Source organism: Salinactinospora qingdaonensis (assembly GCF_039539445.1).
GTDB lineage: Bacteria > Actinomycetota > Actinomycetes > Streptosporangiales > Streptosporangiaceae > Salinactinospora > Salinactinospora qingdaonensis.
Genome location: NZ_BAABDD010000041.1, coordinates 15742 through 34349, shown reverse-complemented (window position 1 = coordinate 34349; position 18608 = coordinate 15742). Strand labels below are relative to the sequence as shown.

The window sequence follows — 18608 nt, the reverse complement described above, 5'->3', positions numbered from 1 at the left end:
TTGAGTTCTCAAGAAACAACCGCCCAACCCCCACAAGCCAAAAACCAGCTCTTCAAGGAAGACGGCGTCCCATCAATCTATATTTTAAACAACCCCCACACTACCAAAACCCTCACACAACACCAAATCAGTGCCCTGCGGAAAGCGGGTTCTGAGTAGGGACTTCCTTCATTTTACCTTTGTCGGCCTGGTGGTTATTCCACCCGACTTCCAAAAGCTTCACTGGATTCCCAAGCCAATGAAAACGCTTTGGCAAGGTCTCCACCTGAAGGACACGCCCGGCGTACCGGCCGCTTTGCCCAAGGAGTCCGGACCCGGCCAGCCGCCTCTTGCGAGGCGTTCGGTTCCCGGTGTCCGTGCCCTTCCAGTCTACAAGATCGAAGTCAATGCTTCGTCCTGCTTTTACCGGAAGGCCGCCGTCGCGTTGCGAGCTGATGGGCCCGTTCCCGCGGCGGCCCAAGAAACACTACCCGACGCCCGGCGTAACGCAAATCAGACGCGAAGGGGCGTGTTGCCGTCACGAGCAAGGCCACGACCTGCGCGACCTGCGCCCTCGCTGTCCACTGGAGAAAAACCCACCGACGGACCACTTTGCGTGCTTGTTACGCCACGATTTGCTGTGCATTGCTGTGCATTACGGGCATCGCTGGACAACCTAAAAGCGTGCCGGCGGTCGTTTCCCAAGGGCCCCTCTTGTCCTCGGCGGGCCCGCCGAGGACAAGAGGGGCGGGACAGGCGCGTGGCTTCAGAGCAGCACGCGCAGTCCCGCTGCGAGATCACGAAAGGCCGCACCGCGGTGGCTGATCGCGTTCTTCTCCTCAGCAGTCAACTGCGCGGTCGTACGCTCCTCGCCTTCGGGAACGAAGATCGGATCGTAGCCGAAGCCGTTCTCTCCCCGGCGTTCGGTGATGAGTCGCCCGCGCAGAATCCCCTCGACGACGTGCTCCCGTCCGTCGGGCAGCGCCGCGGCAGCGACACAGACGAACTCCGCTCCGCGACGCTCGGCCGGAGTGTCGGCAAGCTGGTCAAGAACGAGTTGCAGGTTGGCGTCGTCCTTGTCGGGGGATTCATCGCCGAAATGTCCCGACCAGCGCGCGGAGAGCACTCCGGGCATGCCGTTGAGCGCGTCGACACGCAACCCGGAGTCGTCGGCGATGGCCGGCAGCCCGGTGTAGCGTGCGACGGCGTGCGCTTTGAGCAGGGCGTTCCCGGCGAACGTTGGCTCGGTCTCGGCGACTTCTGGAGCGTCGGGGTAGGCGTCGAGACCAATGACCTCGACATCACCTGCACCGGCTTCAGCAAGGACGGCCCGAACCTCGGGCACCTTCTTGGTGTTGCGTGTGGCGAGGACGACGGTGGGGGGTTCAGTCATCCCGACAGCGCCTTCTTCTGCATCGCGGCGAGGTCGGTGCAACCGCCAACGGCGAGGTCGAGGAGTCGATCGAGGGCGGCGCGATCGAACGGCTCGCTCTCGGCCGTTCCCTGCACCTCGACGAAAGCGCCCTCTCCAGTGACCACGACGTTCATGTCGGTCTGGGCCACCGAGTCCTCAAGGTAGTTGAGGTCCAACCGCGGCTGCCCCTGGATGATGCCAACGCTGATCGCGGACACGGAGCCGGTGAGCGGGTTGTTCTTGAGCTTGCGCTGGCGCCGCAGCCACTTCATGGCATCGACGAGGGCGACGTAGGCGCCCGTGATGGCGGCAGTGCGGGTGCCTCCGTCAGCTTGGAGAACGTCACAGTCCAACGTGATGGTGTTCTCGCCCATCGCCTTGAAATCGATGACGGCGCGCAGGGAGCGGCCGACGAGTCGGGAGATTTCGTGAGTCCGTCCGCCGATCTTTCCTTTGACGGACTCCCGCGCGCCACGGGTGTCGGTAGAGCGGGGCAGCATCGCGTATTCGGCGGTGACCCACCCTTCGCCGGTGCCTCGGCGCCATCGGGGGACGCCTTCCTCGACGCTGGCGGCGCAGAGCACGCGCGTATCGCCGAATTCGATAAGAGCGGAGCCTTCGGCGTGCCGTAGCCAATTGCGGGTGATGGTTACGGGCCGAAGCTGGTCGGGAGCGCGTCCGTCGGGTCGAGCCATGCCGATGAGCTTATCCGCCCATGACAGGGCGCGATGACACAGTGGGAGTTACGGCCGGATCAGGCCATGTCCGTGGGGTCGAGGGTGCCATTGCCGTTGCCAGGGATGGAACGATAGGGGCAGGCGGTCGCCTCACCGGCAGTGCTGCCCACGGCTGATCGATCCCCCATGACTGTCAAGAGAGCCCAAGGCATGACGCTCGATCCGACATCCAGACGGCCGGTGGCGTGGGTCATCGTTGCAGGTGCCGCGATGACGTCCGTCGTCGCCGGCTGCACGCTGGACGCCCCTTCCGCTGAGATCCCCCAGAGCCCCCAGGAGTCGGCTTCGGCCTCGGCTGCCTCGTCCCCTTCACCGACGCGGCGTGCGTCCGAGGTAGACACGTGGCCGGTCCCCACCCCCAGCGTGACCGAAAGCACGGCTGAAGCGGCGGTGGAGCCGCTACCGCTGCCGTCCTCCTGCGCGTCGGCAGGGGCGACGGAGCACGTGCGACGGTTGACCGCTAGGCTCGCCGAACCCGAGTTCGAGGAAGTGCGCACGGAGTCACGGTTGGAGTGCTCGTGGGCAGGGGTGAGCCAGAGCGAGTGGAGCGAGGTCGTCATGGTGACCTACGCGCCCGAGTCCAGCCTCGTGGCCTACCCCGGGCACGTGCCGAGTTCGGCGGTCTCCGACCCGGACTTCTTCCTGACCCCCGATGTGGCCGCTCTCCAGGGGGTGGCGGAGTGGCGCACCGGCGGCATGTTCCCAGGCGTAACGATCCACATGCCGGGGATGCGGGTGGCGATCGCGAGCAACGCCACCGAGATCGACGACGACGAACTGCTACGGGTGACTGTGGCTGCCGCGCGTGAGGTGGTGGAGCCGCGGGAGGAGGCGAGCACCGCCTCTACCGAGCCGTCTCCCAGCGGCTCGGCCAGCACGGCGACGGTGTCGTCTCAGCCCTGAATCGCGATTGTGGGCCACCTACCGGGGTGGCTCGGCGGGAGCGGCTACCCGCCGGTGGGTCCGGTGACCTCGTAGACAGCCCCGGGGCGGGCGAGGTCGATGGGTCCCGCGTAGGTGGTACGCGCCTCGGCGAGCGTGCGATCGTCGTCGTTCCAGGGGACCAGATGGGTGAGGACGAGTCTGCGCGCGTTGGCGCGACGCGCGTGCTCGCCGGCTTCACTGCCGGTGAGGTGGATGTCTTTGGGGTTCTCCTGGTGGTCGTGGAAGGAGGACTCGCACAGGAACAGGTCAGCGTCTCGGGCTAGGCGCACGATCTCGTCACAGGAGCCGGTGTCGCCCGAGTAGGCGAAGGTCGCACCGTTGTGTTCGAGTCGGATACCGAAGGCGGTGACGGGGTGGTTGACGTGGTCGAGTTCGGCGGTGAACACTCCGATGCGCTGCGTTCCCGGCGCGATCTCGCGAAAGTCGAACGTCGTGCGCATGCCGGGGTCGGTGGGTAGGCCGTAGGCCTGGGCCATCCGGTCGGCCACACCGGGAGGGCCGTAGACGGGGATGGGCGGTTTGGGACCTGTGACCGCGTACGTGCGCGCGACCCAATAGGAGCACAGGTCCAGACAGTGATCGGCGTGCAGGTGGCTGAGGTAGATGGCATCGATGTCGTACATGTCGGCGTAGCGCTGTAGCGCGCCGAGCGCGCCGTTTCCCAGATCCAGCAGCATCCGGAAGCCGTCCGCTTCCAGCAGATAGCACGATGCTGGGCTGTCAGGGCCGGGAAAGCTGCCCGAGGAGCCGATGATGGTGAGTCGCACGTCGCTGAACCTTTTCGGTGAGGTGCCTCCGCGAAAGACCCGCTCGCTGTCACAGGAGAGTATGTTCCCCTACGCGGGAATCCCGTGTTACGGGTCTACCCCAATGGCGGTCTTACTGGTGCCAAATGTGCTTCGCGTCTCAGGCGGTGTGAATCACATGTGACCTGATAACAGGAGGCACCTCACCCGATTTACCCAGCTTGACTGGGTTTTTCAGCGGCCGATGCGCGCGAGCTGACGGCTCTGTGCGACGAGGCGTCCCTTGGTATCCCACAAATCGACCGTCTCATCGAACCAACCATCGGCGACGGTGTCGGAGCGGGCGTGGAAGGCGAGCGGCCCGGCCTCGGGAACAGCGCGCATGTGCCAGGTGAGTTCCACGGTGGGAGCCCAATTCCACGGCAGCAGTGCGGAGACCACAGGAGGCAGGGCGTCGATGGCCAACGGGAGGAACAGGGTGGGGTCCTCGGGATCGCCGCCGTCGAGTTCGCTGAGCCTGACGTGGCCACGCAGGTCGGGGGACTTCTCTGTGCCGGGGTCGCCGAGGAGTTCGTAGGTGGCGGGACTGTAGTACTGGTCGACCCGCTCGAGGAAGTCGGCGTTCTCGGCTTGCCGCTCGCGCGGGTCGAGCCGGTGGCACTGTTCGATGGGTGGGATCTCGACCGGTTCGGATTGGTAGACGGGGGTGGCAGCGGCGTCGAACTCGGCTATGGCAATGAGTCCGGAGACGAGGGGCTTGTCGTTTTGGTAGAGCGTGACCTGGACCGTGGTGATGGTCCGGCCCGCCTTGAGCACGGTGGCGGCCACCTCAGCGGGGCCGCCGGCGCCGGGGCGCAGGAAGTGGTAGGAGGACGACACGGCGAGCGCGTGGGGGCGTTCGGCCTCAAGCAGGGCCGCGCGTTGAAGGACGGCCATGAGGTAGCCGCCGTTGAGGGCGGCGCCGATGAGGTATCCCCCGTCGAGCTGTGCGGTGTAGTGCCCGGACCCCACCTTGGTGACGGTGGTGGCGGAATCGAATCGCGTCATAAGAGTCATTGAACCGGATTCGGTTCTTGAACTCGTACCCTGGTCCGAGTGAATGTGGTCACTGTCCACAGAGGTGGGGCGGTTATAACCGGCGTGAGGGGCGAGGAGAAGTGGTGAGCGTCGTCGACACGTCGCGGGAGCACGGCGCCCGAGGCTGTGTCCGGCTCCGCCGAAGGAGCGAGCGGAGCCGGAGGACGCACGAACTCCAAGGGTGGGGGGCGCGTTAGGCCCAGAGCTGCCCTTCGAGACGCTGTTCGGCTTCTTCCAGGGTGCCTTCGTAGGCACCGGTGGAGAGGTACTTCCAGCCCCCGTCGGCGATGACGAAAGCGATGTCGGCGCGTTCCCCGGCTTTGAGCGCCTTGCTGGCCGTCCCTAGTGCGGCGTGCAGGGCGCCTCCGGTGGAGATGCCGGCGAAAATCCCCTCCTCGCCCAGAAGTTGCCGGGTGCGCTTGAGCGCCGCGTCGGAGGGGACGGAGTAGCGCGTGGTGAGCACGCTCTCGTCGTACAGTTCGGGGATGAAGCCCTCGTCGAGGTTGCGTAGCCCGTAGACCAGTTCGCCGTAACGCGGTTCGGCTGCCACGATCTTGATGTCGGGCCGCTGTTCGCGCAGGTAGCGCCCGACCCCCATAAGAGTGCCGGTGGTGCCAAGGCCAGCGACGAAGTGGGTGATCTGCGGCAGGTCAGCCAACAGTTCGGGGCCGGTCGTCTCGTAGTGCGCCCGCACGTTGGCCGGGTTGCCGTACTGGTAGAGCATGACCCAGTCGGGGTTGTCCTCAGCCATACCTTTGGCCACACGGACAGCCTCGTTGGACCCCCCTTGAGCCGGGGAGTAGTGGATCTCGGCGCCCCACATCCGCAGCAACTGGGTGCGTTCGGCCGAGGTGTTCTCGGGCATGACACAGACCAGCCGGTAACCGCGCAGGCGGGCGACCATCGCCAGCGAGATACCGGTGTTGCCTGAGGTGGGTTCGAGGATCGTGGCGCCGGGGTAGAGCCGGCCCTCTTTCTCAGCCTGCTCGATCATGAAGAAGGCGGTGCGGTCTTTGATCGAGCCGGTGGGGTTGCGGTCCTCCAGCTTGGCCCACAGCCGCACCTCGGGAGAGGGCGACAGGGACGGCAGGCCGACGAGGGGCGTGTTGCCCAGGGAGTCCAGCAGGGAGTCGAAGCGCATGGCGGTTAAAGCGCGCCGCCGGCCACAGCCGGCAGTACGGTCACGTTGTCACCGTCGGCTACCTGGGCGTCGAGGCCACCGATGAAACGGACGTCCTCGTCGTTAAGGTAGACGTTGACGAACCGGCGCAACTGCCCGTTCTCGATGAGCCGCTCGGCGACGCCGGGATGGCGCGTGTCGAGGTCGGCGACGACCTCAGCAAGCGTGTTGCCGTTGCCTTCGACGGTCTTGGCACCGTCGGTGAGGTTGCGCAGGATCGTAGGGATGCGGACCTCGATGGCCATGAGCGTTTCTCCGTATGACGTCGGTGGTCGGAAAATAGGTCGAGTAGCTGCCACGCTAGTGCGCGACCGGATTGTGGGCTCCTCCGCCCGTCATCTCACCATGCTCAACAGGCGCGCCCGGGCGGTGATTCCGAGGCGGCTCAGCCGATGATGCTTACATCCTCTTCGGTGACCTCTCCGTCGACGATGCGGAAGGAGCGAAACTCCACGGTGTCGGGGTCGCGGGTGGAGGCCAACACGTAGTGGGCGTTGGGCTCGGAGGCGTAGGAGATGTCGGTGCGGGAGGGGTATGCCTCGGTGGCAGTGTGGGAGTGGTAGATGACTACAGGCTCTTCGTCTCGGTCATCCATCTCCCGCCACACTTTGAGTTGTTCCATGGAGTCAAAGCGGTAGAAGGTCGGCGAACGCTCCGCGTTGATCATCTCGATGAACCGCACCGGGGTGTCGGAACCGATAGGACCTGCGACCACACCGCACGCCTCGTCGGGGTGGTCACGGCGAGCGTGGGCGACGATCTGGTCGTAAATCGAGCGATCGATCCTCAGCATGATCCCCAGAGTAGCCGAGAATCTTTTCCTACCCACCCACTAGGTAGGACTTTGTGTGAGACGTGCGCAGCCCAGATCCCATCCCACCGGCAGCCGAGGGAGGGAACGTGGAGCCGGCTTTTCGCCCCACGTTCGCCTCCGCGTTGCCTTGTCGCCTTGCTTGACCGGCGACACGCGGGCCGGCCCCTAATCGGAGAGGGCTTCGACGAGGCTGTGCTGTAGCTCGCCGAGCCAGTCGTAGACGTGCAGCGCTGCCATGCTGGTCTCGGCGAGTTCGTCGTCCTGACCGGTTAGGCCGGAGGCCGAGAGCTGTCCCTTGAGGTAGGCGTTGTAGGTGTCTTCCTCCAGGCCCAGCCGCGTTCCCAGCGTCAGCCGCGCGTCGTTGAGGGCCTTGAGCCAGGCGTGGGCCTCGCCGGTGTCGAGAGCGACGGTGCCTCCCTGCTCGGGAACGGCGTCCAGCATGGCCTGAGCGTTTTCGCGTTTGTGGCGGCGCAGATCGTCCTCGGTATAGCGGCGGAAGTCGCCCACGGCCGGATCGTCGTCGCTGTAGCCGTTGGGGAACAGCCGCGCCAGCACAGGGTCGTCGGGGCGCTCGCTGTTCTCGCCGATGCCGACGAAGGCGGCCAGCTCGTCTTGGGGCGGTGGCGGCTGCACCAACTCCAAGATGAGCTGGCCCATCGATCGCAGGACGGCGGCTTCGTCAGCCTCCAAGTCGATGGTGACCCCGCCCTGGGCGGCCCTATGGAATCCGGTGGTCATTGTCGTTTCCGCTCGTCGTCCTGCTTCCTCGGCCTGTCGCACATGACTGGTGTCCGCTAGGTGTCCTGCTGCAATGTTGCCCAGAGGCCGTACTCGTGCAGGGTCGAGACGTGGCGTTCCATCTCCTCGCGACTGCCACGGGAGACCACAGCCTTACCTTTGTAGTGGACATCGAGCATGAGCTGATGGGCTTTGCGTTTGGAGTAGCCGAAAACCGTCTGGAAGACGTAGGTCACATAGGACATGAGATTGACGGGATCATTCCAGACAATCGTCAGCCACGGCTGACCGGGGCGCACGTCCTCTTCGATTTCCGGCCGCTCCAACTCGACCGGTACCGACATGACCATCACCTTCTCTGTCCGTTCAACCCACTGTGTCCCGGCGCCACGCAGATGGGCCCCTGATTGATCATTGTTCCATCCATGGCCGAGCGTGCCATGCGCGATGGGTGCGACAGCGCCGATTCTGTTATCAACACACACAAACTAGTCTGGGGATACATGACGGGCCGCTGGAGCAGCGCACTACTCACTGATCGGTACGAACTGACGATGGTGCAGGGAGCCCTGCGCAGTGGGGCCGCTCACCGCCGAACGGTGTTTGAGATGTTCGCCCGGCGCCTGCCGGAGACACGGCGCTACGGGGTGGTCGCCGGCACTGAACGGTTCCTTGCGGCGCTGGAGAACTTCCGCTTCGACTCCGAGACACTGGACTACCTCTCGCGCGCTGACGTGGTGGACGATGCGACCTTGAGTTGGCTCGCCGACTTCCGCTTCTCCGGCAATATCTGGGGCTATGGGGAGGGGGAATGCTACTTTCCCGGTTCTCCGATCCTCGTGGTCGAGGGCAGCTTCGCTGAGGCGTGCATCCTGGAGACACTGGCGCTGTCGATCTTCAACCACGACTCAGCCGTCGCCTCGGCGGCCTCACGTATGGTGACCGCGGCCGGTGGCCGGCCCCTGATCGAGATGGGTGGGCGCCGCACCCACGAGGAGTCGGCGGTGGCGGCGGCGCGGGCCGCCTACCTCACTGGCTTCGCCACCACCTCCAACCTGGAGGCGGGACGGCGCTACGAGATCCCCACCGCCGGCACCAGCGCTCACTCGTTCACGCTGCTGCACGACAGCGAGCGGCACGCTTTCCAGACCCAGCTCGACGCGCTGGGCCATGGCACGACCCTGCTCATCGACACCTACGACGTCACCCGCGGCGTCGCTACCGGGATCGAGCTGGCCGGCGTGGATCTGGGTGGGGTGCGGATCGACTCCGGGGACCTCGGTGTGCTGGCCTCCCAGGTGCGGCGCCAGCTCGACGAAAAAGGAGCGAAGAATACCCGCGTGATCGTGACCGGCGACCTGGACGAGTACGCCATCCAGGCGCTGGCGGTGGCTCCCGTCGACGCCTACGGCGTGGGCACCGCCCTCGTCACGGGCTCGGGGGTCCCGACGGCGTCGCTGGTGTACAAACTGGTGGCGCGCGCCCACGGCGGCGGCGCCCACGATCCGCTGCTGCCGGTAGCCAAACGCTCGATCGGCAAGCCCAGTCGCGGGGGCCGCAAGTGGAGTACGCGCGGCCTCGACGACAGCGGGAAGGCTACGGCCGAGTACGTCTATGACTACAAGCCCAAATTCGGTCCTTTAGAGCGTCCACTGCTCCGGCACCTGGTAGCCGACGGGGAAATCGTCGGGCGCGAACCGCTGGGCGAGGCGCGGGAGCGCCACGTGAGGAGCGTGGCGGAACTGCCGGTGAGCGCGCAACGGATGTCGCGGGGGGAGCCGGCGATCCCCACCGTGTTCGAGCAGCGCGTCAACGCCTGACGCGCGGAAGGGATAACGACAACTATGACGACAGCACAGGAACAGCGGGCCCTGATCGTCGTCGATGTGCAAAATGACTTCTGCGAGGGCGGCAGTCTGGCCGTCAACGGCGGAGCCGGCGTGGCCGCGGCAGTGTCGGACTACATCGAACGGCGCGGGGGAGACTACGCCCACATCGTGGCCACCCGCGACCACCACATCGACCCGGGGTCGCACTTCTCCGACGAGCCCGACTTCGTGACTTCGTGGCCGGTGCACTGCGTCGCCGGCACAACGGGGGCCGAGTTCCACCCCAACCTCGACACCAGCGCCGTGGAGACCGAGTTCCGCAAGGGCCAATACAGCCACGGCTACAGCGGGTTCGAGGGCACGAGCAAGGATGACGAGGCGGCGATGGAGGACTGGCTGCGCCAGCGCGGCGTCACCGAGGTCGACGTGGTGGGGTTGGCCACCGACCACTGCGTGCGCGCCACCGCGCTGGACACACAGCGGGCCGGGTTCACCACCCGGGTGCTGCTGGACCTCACCGCCGGGGTGAGCCAGGACAGCGTGAGCAAGGCTGTGGCGGATCTGGAGTCGGCGGGGGTAACGCTGGAGGGAGAGCCGGTAGTGGCCTGACCTGTGGCCACGATGGACCGTCCCGGCGCCGGGGTGGCGGCTCCGCCACCCCGGTAGCCCTCGATTATCACCGCGGTGATAATTCGGCCGCGCGATATCTCGCGGGGCCCTAGTGGCATATCGAAAGCGCGGCACTAGCGTGTGATGAAGCTCATCTCGCGTTTTCGGCTCTGCCGGAGGTGGACCATTGCACGCTCAAACGCGGACGACACAATTCGACGACAATCCGTTAGCCAAGGTGCCGGCGGAAATCGCGGAGCAGCTTCGTCCCTATTTCGACGTGACGATCGACGAGATGGTCGCCAAGATCCAATCCAACGTCGCCGAATACGCCCGCCCCCGCAACTCCGACTACCTGCGGGTTACACGCACAGCGGTGGAGCAAGCCCTCGACGCTTTCATCAGCCGGATCGGCGATCCCCGCCCCGAGTACAGCGAACTGCACGAGAAGTTCCGCGAGATCGGGGCAGGTGAGGCCCACGAGGGACGCAGCCTGGACAATCTGCAAACCGCCATGCGGGTGGCCTCGGTGGTGGCCTGGCGACGGATCACCGCGATGGCGGAACCGGCCGCGCTCTCCCGGCACTACATCGAACTGTTGGCCGAAGGGGCGTTCCTGTTCCTCGAAGAGATCGCCGCGGCGGCGATGGAGGGCTACGGGCAGGCCCAGGCTAAGGCCGCCGGAGAGATGCGGCGCCGCCGTGGCCGGCTGATCAACCTGCTCCTGGAGAACGGCCCGCCCTCGATGGATGCGATCGCCGAAGTCGCGCGGGTGGCGCAGTGGCGCCCGCCCGCCACCATCGCGGCGGTGGTACTGGGTGGGCACTCCGAGGGCATCGCCACGCCTCGGTTGCCGGCGGACGTGTTGGCCGATTTCAACCGGCTCGATCCGTGCCTGATCGTGCCCGACCCCGATGGTCCGGGGCGCGTGGAGGCGCTGGCTCGGGCGCTGCGGGGCTGGGAAGCCGCCATGGGCCCCACGGTGGAGCTCACCGAAGCGACGGTGTCACTGGAGCGGGCCCGGGACACGCTTGCGCTGATCCGTGCGGGCATCATCACCGGTGAGGGCGTGACCCGCTGGAACGATCACCTGATGCCGCTGCTGTTGTTCACCGACGAAGCGCTGCTGGAGGCGATGGCTCAGGCGCGGTTGGCGCCACTGGAGCAGTTGCGTCCGGCGCTGCGCGACCGGATGGCGGAGACACTGCTGGCCTGGTTGCAGTCGGGCTACAACGCCAACGAGGTGGCGCTTCGACTGCACGTTCACCCCCAGACAGTGCGGTATCGGCTGCGCCGGCTGGAAGAGCTGTTCGGTGACCAACTGCGCGACCCGGACCACCGGTTTGAACTGGAGCTGGTGCTGCGCGTGCGCTCGTTGAAGGCCACGGCCGGCGGTGGCCGGGAGGCCGCGGGGCTTGAGCGCGCGAGGAGGTGAGCACCGCTGCACTGTTCGGCATCCGCTTACGCGATACCGATGGCCTCGCGGACCTGGGCGATGACGCGCCTGGAGCGCTGCCGAGCGCGTTCGGCTCCGGCGGCGAGGATGTCGTCCAGCTCTCTGCTGGCCATGAGTTCCTCATAGCGCTCGCGCTTGGGGGCGATCTCGGCGTTGATGACCTCGAACAGTTCGTTTTTGAGTTCTCCCCAGCCCATGCCGCCGGCCTCCAGTCGCTTGCGGGTCTGGGCGAGGCGGTCGGCGTCGGCGAACTGGGTGAGGAGCTGGAACGGCACGGAGGTGTCGGGCTCCTTGGGTTCCTCCACTGGCGTGCTGTCGGTGGGGATGCGGCGGATGAGCTTTTTGAGCTTGTTCTCGGGCAGGAACAGCGGAATGGTGTTGTCGTAGGACTTGCTCATCTTGCGGCCGTCGGTGCCGGGGAGCAGGCTGGCCTCCCCGGCGGGGTAGCTGCCCTGGGGGATGGGGAAGCTGTAGGAGTCGCCGTAGAGGTGGTTGAACGAGCCCGCGATGTCGGCGGTGTACTCGATGTGCTGGGCTTGGTCGCGCCCCACCGGTACGTAGTCGCTCTCCATGATGAGGATGTCGGCGGCCATGAGGACGGGGTAGTTGAACAGGCCCATGTTGATGCCGGCGTCGAGGTCGGCTATGCCGGCGGCCTCGTTGCGGTCGCGCGCCGCTTTGTAGGCGTGGGCGCGGTTCATCAGCCCCTTGGCAGTGACACTGGAGAGGATGGTGGCCAGCTCGAAGACCTCGGGGATGTGGGACTGGCGGTAGAGGATGGTGCGCTGGGGGTCGAGCCCGCAGGCGAGCCATGTAGCGGCGACCGAGCGGATGTTGTGGCGTAGCTCAGCCGGGTCCTTGACCGTGTTCAGGGAGTGGTAGTCGGCGAGGAAGTAGAGGGTGTCGTAGTCCTCGGTCGACTGAGCCGCGGCGAGCGCGGGTTTGATGGCCCCGATGTAGTTGCCGATGTGGGGCGTGCCCGAGGTCTGAATCCCCGTCAGGTAGGTCGTGGTCGCTGCCATGGCCCTAAGCCTATCGGTGTCGGGCGCCGCCCCTGAGCGCTGTGGTCGCGCCGCAGGGACGGACACCCTGTTACCACTGGGAAACCGCACCGGGCGGTGGTGTCAGGCTCGGAAGGCTTTCCACGCCTTGGCCATGCGATCTGCCTGTCCTTGGGTGAACTCCGACATGCAGGCGTCGTCGCTGTAGTTCATGAAGTTGTGGATGGGATCGTCGCCGGGTTGCAGGCAGGTGTCTTTGCCTGCGGGGCACCCGCTGGCGCCGTGGCGCTCGTAGGGGGTGTCGGAGACGTAGTCGCCCGGGGGGTGGCAGCCGTTTTGGAAGGTGTGGAACAGGCCGAGCCAGTGCCCCACCTCGTGGGTCGCGGTGTGGCCGAGGTCGTAGTTGGTCAGTGAACCGCCCGGGACGCTGCGGTAGTCGACGACGACGCCATCGTCGGTGGGCTGCTCGCTGTAGCTCTGCGGGAAGGTGGCGTAGCCGAGCAGGGCGCGGCCCAGGTTGGTGATGTAGAGGTTGAGGGTCTCCGCGCCCCCGTGGCGGAGTTGGGCTTTGATCGTGGTCTCGTTGGCCCGGAAGTCGTGGAACCAGGTGTCGTTGGCGGTGCGCGTGGTGCGGGTGAGGGAGAACCTGAAGTCGGTGTCGGTGCCGCCGGGGTAGCCGCCGGAGTACGCCTTGTTCATGGTGGCGATCTGGCGTTCGACGGTGTCGTCGCTGAGGTCTCCGGTCCCGTCGGCAGCGGAGATCACGTGCACAACTACGGGCACCGTCTGGGGTGAGCGCTCGGCGTCGGGAGCGTGGCTCTGGTGCAGCGTCGCCATTTGTAGTTGCGTGTCGAGGATGGCGGCCTCGGTTGCGGTGAGGGAGTTGGGGTCACCGCTGCCGCGGCCCAGCAACCGCGCCGCGCGCGGTCCCGCTGTCCCGGTGGGTAGACACGTGTCGTGGGAGGCGGTCGCCTGGCGCATCGTGGAGTCGGGGACGGCAGTGGTGGCCTCGCCCTCGGTGTTGTGCGGTGTGGCCGCAGCGACCATGCTGGCCAACGCGACTGCGCCGGCCACCACTGTCCCCCAGGCGCGCGTGCTTCGCAGCACACGTCCCTTCCGTTTACCCTTAACCATAAGTACATATAGTAGCTATATTTTAACTTACTGTAGTGGAGCGACACGTCCTCTCTACCTACCCCCACTTCGGGAGGGTCGTCACTGCCGGTTAGGGATGGTTATCTGTGTGTCCTCTGCCCGGGGGCGGGCGGGGCGAGCCCTGGCAACAGCGTGGGCGGAACCGGTGGAACGGCCGGTGCCCACGGTCAGCCGGCGCGGCGACGAGTCAGGCTGAGGCTCCGGGTGCGGAGACGGCCGTACCCAGGACGTGGAGCGGGCGGCGCACACCGGCTCTAGGCCTGGAGGCTCGGGTAGCCCTGGCGCAGCAGGCCGTAGGTGATGGCCTGTTGGAGAGCGATCCAGGACGCCTCGATGACGTTCTCGCCGACACCGACGGTGGTCCAATCGCTGTGGCCGTCGGTGAAGTCGATGAGCACGCGCGTTATGGCGGCGGTGCCTGAGGAGCCCTCAAGGATGCGGACCTTGTAGTCGGACAGGTGAACGTTGGCGAGCGCGGTGTAGACCCCTTCCATCGCCGAGCGCAGCGCGCGGTCGAGCGCGTTGACCGGACCGTTGCCCTCCGCTGAGGCGATGACCCGCTCTCCTTTGACGTGGAGCTTGACCGTGGCTTCGGAGAGGTGGCTGTTGTCGCTGTGGTGTTCGACTATGGCGCGCCAAGACTCCACGTCGAAGTAGCGCACGGGCTCTCCCAACTCCTCGCGCAGCAGCAGCTCCAGGGAGGCGTCGGCGGCCTCGAAGCTGTAGCCCGCCAACTCCAGGTCCTTGACTCGTTCGACCATGCGGCCCACCAGGTCACGGTCGTTGGACAGGTCGAAGCCCAGCTCCCGGGCCTTGAGCTCGATGGAGGCGCGGCCGGCCATGTCGGAGACAAGCATGCGCATGTCGTTGCCGACGAGGGCGGGATCGGTGTGCTGGTACAGGTCGGGGTCGATCTTGATGGCTGAGGCGTGCAGGCCGGCCTTGTGGGCAAACGCCGAGACGCCGACGTAGGGCTGATGGGTGCTGGGGGCGATGTTGACGATCTCGGCGATGGCTTGGGAGACGCGGGTCATTTCGCGTAGGCACCCCTCGGGCAGCACGTCCATGTCGCGCTTGAGTACCAGAGCCGGAACGACAGCGAACAGGTTGGCGTTGCCGACACGTTCGCCGTAGCCGTTGGCGGTGCACTGCACGTGGGTGGCGCCGGCGTTGACGGCGGCCAGGGTGTTGGCCACGGCGCATCCACTGTCGTCTTGGGCGTGCATCCCCAGCCGCGCCCCGGTGGCCTGGGCGACCTCGCCGACGATGCGGGTGATGTCGTCGGGCAGCATGCCGCCGTTGGTGTCGCACAGGACGACGACGTCGGCGCCGGCCTCGGCGGCGGCGCTGACCACGCGCGTGGCGTAGGCGGGGTTGTGCAGGTAGCCGTCGAAGAAGTGCTCGCAGTCGAGAAAGACGCGCTGGCCGCTGTCTCGTAGGTGGGCCACGGTGTCGGCGATCATGGCGATGTTCTCGTCGAGGGAGGTGCGCAGCGCCAGCTCGACGTGGCGGTCGTCGCTCTTGGCGACGAGGGTGACCACCGGCGCGCCGGAGTCGCGCAGCGCGGCCACCTGCGGGTCCTCGGCGGCTGCGACACCAGCGCGGCGGGTGGCGCCGAAGGCGGTGAGTTGGGCGTGGCGCAGGTCCAGTTCGGTGCGGGCCCGCTCGAAGAACTCCGTGTCTTTGGGGTTGGCGCCGGGCCAGCCACCCTCGATGAAGCCCACTCCGAATTCGTCGAGCAGCTTCGCGATCGCGAGTTTGTCGGTGACCCTGAGGTTGATGCCTTCACGTTGCGCCCCGTCGCGCAGCGTCGTATCGAAGACGTGGAAACTGTCGTCGGTCATGTGTGAACTCTCCAGAATCGGATGTGTCGGCTTCGGTGGCGCCACAGCCAGGCCAATAAAAAAGACCCCCCGTGGACACGAGAGGTCAGCGCGCCGGCAAGGCCCATTTTCAGCCGGCGCGCCTCACAATAATCGTCAGTTGAGACAGCACAGTCTTAGTGTGCCATACGTTGCGTGAGCGGTGGTGGGTGGCGTCGACGTCGACGCCACCTCGGTGGCGCGTCTGTGAACGTGCAAAAACGACGCGGGCGGGACGCCGATCGGGAGCCTCCCGCCCGAAACGTCGTGGCTGTGGCGCCGAGGCGGAGTCAGGGAGTCAGCTTGCGAACCCAGCCATGGCTGTCGGGGCGGGTGCCGTACTGTAGCGAGACGAGTTCTTCACGCAACCGCATGGTCACCGGCCCCGGGGTGCCGTCCCCGATGCGGAACTCACCGCCGGTGCCCTTGACCTCGCCCACCGGGGTGATGACCGCCGCCGTGCCGCAGGCGAACACTTCGGTGAGTTCCCCGCTCAGGGCGGCCTCGCGCCAGCGCTCGGTGGAGATACGGCCCTCCTCGGTGGGGATTCCCAGCTCGGGAGCGAGTTTGAGCAGGGAGTCGCGCGTGATGCCGGGAAGGAGCGTGCCGGTGAGCTCGGGGGTGAGGATGTGGGTCTGGGCTCCGGAACCGAAGACGAAGAACAGGTTCATCCCGCCCATCTCCTCGACCCACCGGTGCTCGGTGGCGTCGAGCCAGACGACCTGATCGCACCCCTTCTCGACGGCTTGGCGTTGGGCGACGAAGCTCGCCGCGTAGTTACCGGCGAACTTGGCGGCCCCCGTGCCGCCGGGTGCGGCGCGCGTGTAGTCCTCGCTGAGCCAGACCGACACCGGCTTGAGGCCGCCGGAGAAGTAGGCCCCCGAGGGTGAGGCGATGAGCAGGAACAGGTAGGTGCTGGAGGGGCGGTTGACGCCCAGCCCGATGTCGGTGGCGAACATGTAAGGCCGCAGGTAGAGGCTGTACTCCTCCCGCGTGGGCACCCACTCCTCGTCGTAGGCCAGCAGGGTCTCGATGGCGCCGAGGAACAGCTCTTCGGGGAGCTCGGGCATGGCTAGTCGGCGCGCGCTGGTGTTGAACCGGGCGGCGTTGGCCTCCGGACGGAAGGAGGCGACGGAGCCGTCGGGGTGGCGGTAGGCCTTGAGCCCTTCAAAGATCTCTTGGGCGTAGTGTAGGGCGGCCGTGGCAGGGTCCAGCGAGATCGGTGCGTAGGGCTCAAGGCGGGCGTCGTGCCAGCCCTTGTCCTCGCTGTAGCGAATCGTGACCATGTGGTCGGTGAACACGCTGCCGAACCCGGGGTTCTCCAGCAACTCCGCCCTGTCCTGCGGGGTCCTCCGGCTGGTCGAGGGCTGGATGTCGAACGTCAACCCGCTTGTGGTGGTGCTGTTGTTCATGGGTGAGGTCCTCTCGGGTACGTGGGTGGGCGACACGCTGCCCTCCCAAAATCCAGTGTGACGGAAATGACGCGCCTAGAGCCATAGCGCTGAAAAGTACCCGAGGTATCGGGACACAACAGCGGGCGCGCCGTAGGCGCGCCCGCTGCGACATCGTGTTCCGCGTGTGCCTCGACCGCGCCGGGGGCAGCAGGGCCGAGGGGGTGGCTCAGCCCTGCTCTGCTACTCGCTGGGCGATGTCGTCGCCGATCCGGGCGGTGGAGCGGTCGACCCCCTCCTTCGCCCGAGCCTGGAGATCATCGCCGACAGCACGCTCGATCCGTTCGGCGGCGTCGGCGTAGCCAAGGTGATCCAGCATGATCCCTGCCGACAGGATCGTGGCGGTCGGGTCGGCCTTGCCCTGGCCTGCGATGTCGGGGGCCGAACCGTGGACCGGCTCGAACATGCTGGGGAAGTCCTGTTCGGGGTTGACGTTGCCGCTGGCGGCCAAACCGATGCCGCCGGCGATGGCGGCGCCGAGGTCGGTGACGATGTCGCCGAAGAGGTTGTCGGTGACGACGACGTCAAAGCGCCCCGGCTGGGTGACGAAGAACATGGTGGCGGCGTCGACGTGGCAGTAGTCGACCGAGACCTGGGGGTACTCGGTGCCGACCTCGGCGACGACGCGCTGCCACAGCTCACCGGCGAAGGTCAAGACGTTGTCCTTGTGCACCAGGGTGAGCTTCTTGCGCGGGCGCTGGGCGGCCTTGGCGAAGGCGTAGCGCACGACACGCTCGACACCGAAACGGGTGTTGACGCTGTCCTGAGTGGCGATCTCAGCGGGCGTGCCTTTGCGCAGCACGCCGCCCATGCCGGCGTAGGGCCCTTCAGTGCCCTCGCGGACGACGAGCATGTCGACGTCGGCGGTGTCGACTCCGGCCAGTGGCGTGTTGACGCCGGGGTATAGCCGCACGGGACGCAGGTTGACGTAGTGCGAGAAGTTGAAGCGCAGCCGCAGCAGCAGGCCGCGCTCCAGGATGCCGCTGGGCACCGAGGGATCGCCCACAGCACCGAGGAAGATGGCGTCGTGTTCGCTGAGCTCGTGCTCGACGGAGTCGGGCAGCGTCTCGCCCGTGGCGTGCCAACGCTTGGCGCCGAGTTCGTACTCGCTGGGGGCGAAGGTGAGGCCGTCGGGCGCACCGGCGGCGGAGAGGACCTTCAGCCCTTCGGCGACGACTTCGGGGCCGATGCCGTCACCAGGGATGACGGCCAACTTCACGGTGCGAGCGGCCATAGGTGCCCACCCTCTACTTCGGTGCTGTGCGGTCGGTCTAGGCGTCGGTTGTCCTCATGGCGCCCTGCCGGGCGCCGGAGGTGCCCTCTCCCCACGGGCCCGAGCGTGGGCGACCTGGCGGGAGAGTTCAGGAGTAGGACAAGCCTAACGGCCCGAGGCGCCACCGTTGTCCCGGCGGTCCAGCGCGAGCTGGAGTGCCCGGGTGGCCTCGTCGGGGGCGTCGGATGTCGTGGGAGCGGGGTGCTCTGTGGTTTCGTACAAAACTGTCCTCCTGTGGGCCGGGCGGTACCGGGGCGAACTGAACGCGGATCGGGCGGAGAACGACGGCAAACGCTGCTGCGGCGAATAGGCCATGCCGCACCCGGCGTAACTGCCCGTAGC

At 66.7% G+C, this 18608-nt stretch carries 19 protein-coding genes; 4 read left to right on the top strand and 15 right to left on the bottom strand.

The genetic code is table 11. The features are described from left to right. Positions 1-745: 745 nt before the first annotated feature. Genes rdgB through ABD848_RS23130 form a run of 3 tightly spaced genes read right to left on the bottom strand, consistent with a single transcriptional unit; the run spans position 746 to position 2471 of the window. Complete coding sequence (gene rdgB, locus ABD848_RS23140) at positions 746-1372, bottom strand: RdgB/HAM1 family non-canonical purine NTP pyrophosphatase (RefSeq protein WP_344976650.1); 627 nt, start codon at positions 1370-1372, stop codon at positions 746-748. After that, on the bottom strand, positions 1369-2088 hold the full coding sequence (gene rph / locus ABD848_RS23135; RefSeq protein WP_344976648.1) for a ribonuclease PH: 720 nt from the start codon (positions 2086-2088) through the stop codon (positions 1369-1371). The genes rdgB and rph overlap by 4 nt, the downstream gene beginning before the upstream one ends. Positions 2089-2147: 59 nt before the next feature. After that, a complete protein-coding gene (locus tag ABD848_RS23130) occupies positions 2148-2471 on the bottom strand; it encodes a hypothetical protein (RefSeq protein WP_344976644.1) in 324 nt (107 codons plus the stop codon). Between the two features lie 22 nt (positions 2472-2493). Here ABD848_RS23130 and ABD848_RS23125 point away from each other — a divergent pair, with 22 nt between their 5' ends. Beyond that, positions 2494-3033 (top strand): hypothetical protein, encoded by a 540-nt coding sequence (locus ABD848_RS23125; protein WP_344976641.1) that lies wholly within the window; start codon positions 2494-2496, stop codon positions 3031-3033. A gap of 44 nt (positions 3034-3077) precedes the next feature. On the opposite strand, the gene ABD848_RS23120 is transcribed toward ABD848_RS23125, so the two are convergent. The 7 genes from ABD848_RS23120 to clpS form a co-directional block, all read right to left on the bottom strand. Next, positions 3078-3842: an MBL fold metallo-hydrolase gene (locus ABD848_RS23120; RefSeq protein ID WP_344976638.1), complete on the bottom strand. Its 765-nt coding sequence runs from the start codon at positions 3840-3842 to the stop codon at positions 3078-3080. Between the two features lie 213 nt (positions 3843-4055). After that, positions 4056-4868: a thioesterase family protein gene (locus tag ABD848_RS23115; RefSeq protein WP_344976634.1), complete on the bottom strand. Its 813-nt coding sequence runs from the start codon at positions 4866-4868 to the stop codon at positions 4056-4058. 223 nt (positions 4869-5091) lie between these two features. Continuing rightward, the gene (locus tag ABD848_RS23110; protein ID WP_344976632.1) at positions 5092-6039 is read right to left on the bottom strand and encodes a PLP-dependent cysteine synthase family protein; all 948 of its coding nucleotides are present in this window, start codon (positions 6037-6039) and stop codon (positions 5092-5094) included. Positions 6040-6044: 5 nt separating this feature from the next. Continuing rightward, entirely contained in the window at positions 6045-6323 is a 279-nt protein-coding gene (locus tag ABD848_RS23105; RefSeq protein ID WP_344976629.1) for a MoaD/ThiS family protein, read from the bottom strand. A gap of 140 nt (positions 6324-6463) precedes the next feature. After that, positions 6464-6871, bottom strand: coding sequence for a M67 family metallopeptidase (locus ABD848_RS23100; RefSeq protein WP_344976626.1), 408 nt, complete (start codon positions 6869-6871; stop codon positions 6464-6466). Between the two features lie 186 nt (positions 6872-7057). After that, a complete protein-coding gene (locus ABD848_RS23095; RefSeq protein WP_344976623.1) occupies positions 7058-7630 on the bottom strand; it encodes a DUF2017 domain-containing protein in 573 nt (190 codons plus the stop codon). A gap of 56 nt (positions 7631-7686) precedes the next feature. Beyond that, a complete protein-coding gene (gene clpS, locus ABD848_RS23090; protein WP_344976620.1) occupies positions 7687-7980 on the bottom strand; it encodes an ATP-dependent Clp protease adapter ClpS in 294 nt (97 codons plus the stop codon). A 153-nt stretch (positions 7981-8133) separates the two neighbouring features. Between clpS and ABD848_RS23085 the strand changes: the two genes are divergently transcribed. From ABD848_RS23085 to ABD848_RS23075, 3 genes are all read left to right on the top strand, one after another. Further along, positions 8134-9450, top strand: a complete 1317-nt coding sequence (locus ABD848_RS23085; protein WP_344976617.1) for a nicotinate phosphoribosyltransferase — start codon at positions 8134-8136, stop codon at positions 9448-9450. 24 nt (positions 9451-9474) lie between these two features. Continuing rightward, positions 9475-10068, top strand: a complete 594-nt coding sequence (locus tag ABD848_RS23080) for a nicotinamidase (protein ID WP_344976614.1) — start codon at positions 9475-9477, stop codon at positions 10066-10068. 187 nt (positions 10069-10255) lie between these two features. Next, positions 10256-11503, top strand: coding sequence for a PucR family transcriptional regulator (locus ABD848_RS23075; protein WP_344976611.1), 1248 nt, complete (start codon positions 10256-10258; stop codon positions 11501-11503). Positions 11504-11529: 26 nt separating this feature from the next. Here ABD848_RS23075 and ABD848_RS23070 read toward each other — a convergent pair whose 3' ends face one another. From ABD848_RS23070 to ABD848_RS23050, 5 genes are all read right to left on the bottom strand, one after another. After that, entirely contained in the window at positions 11530-12546 is a 1017-nt protein-coding gene (locus tag ABD848_RS23070; protein WP_344976608.1) for a tryptophan--tRNA ligase, read from the bottom strand. Positions 12547-12648: 102 nt separating this feature from the next. Then, complete coding sequence (locus tag ABD848_RS23065) at positions 12649-13632, bottom strand: zinc metalloprotease (RefSeq protein ID WP_344976605.1); 984 nt, start codon at positions 13630-13632, stop codon at positions 12649-12651. 302 nt (positions 13633-13934) lie between these two features. Then, positions 13935-15524, bottom strand: coding sequence for a citramalate synthase (cimA, locus tag ABD848_RS23060; RefSeq protein WP_344976602.1), 1590 nt, complete (start codon positions 15522-15524; stop codon positions 13935-13937). A gap of 308 nt (positions 15525-15832) precedes the next feature. Then, a complete protein-coding gene (locus tag ABD848_RS23055; RefSeq protein ID WP_344976599.1) occupies positions 15833-16954 on the bottom strand; it encodes a branched-chain amino acid aminotransferase in 1122 nt (373 codons plus the stop codon). Positions 16955-17162: 208 nt separating this feature from the next. After that, complete coding sequence (locus ABD848_RS23050) at positions 17163-18227, bottom strand: 3-isopropylmalate dehydrogenase (protein WP_344976596.1); 1065 nt, start codon at positions 18225-18227, stop codon at positions 17163-17165. Between the last annotated feature and the right edge of the window lie 381 nt (positions 18228-18608).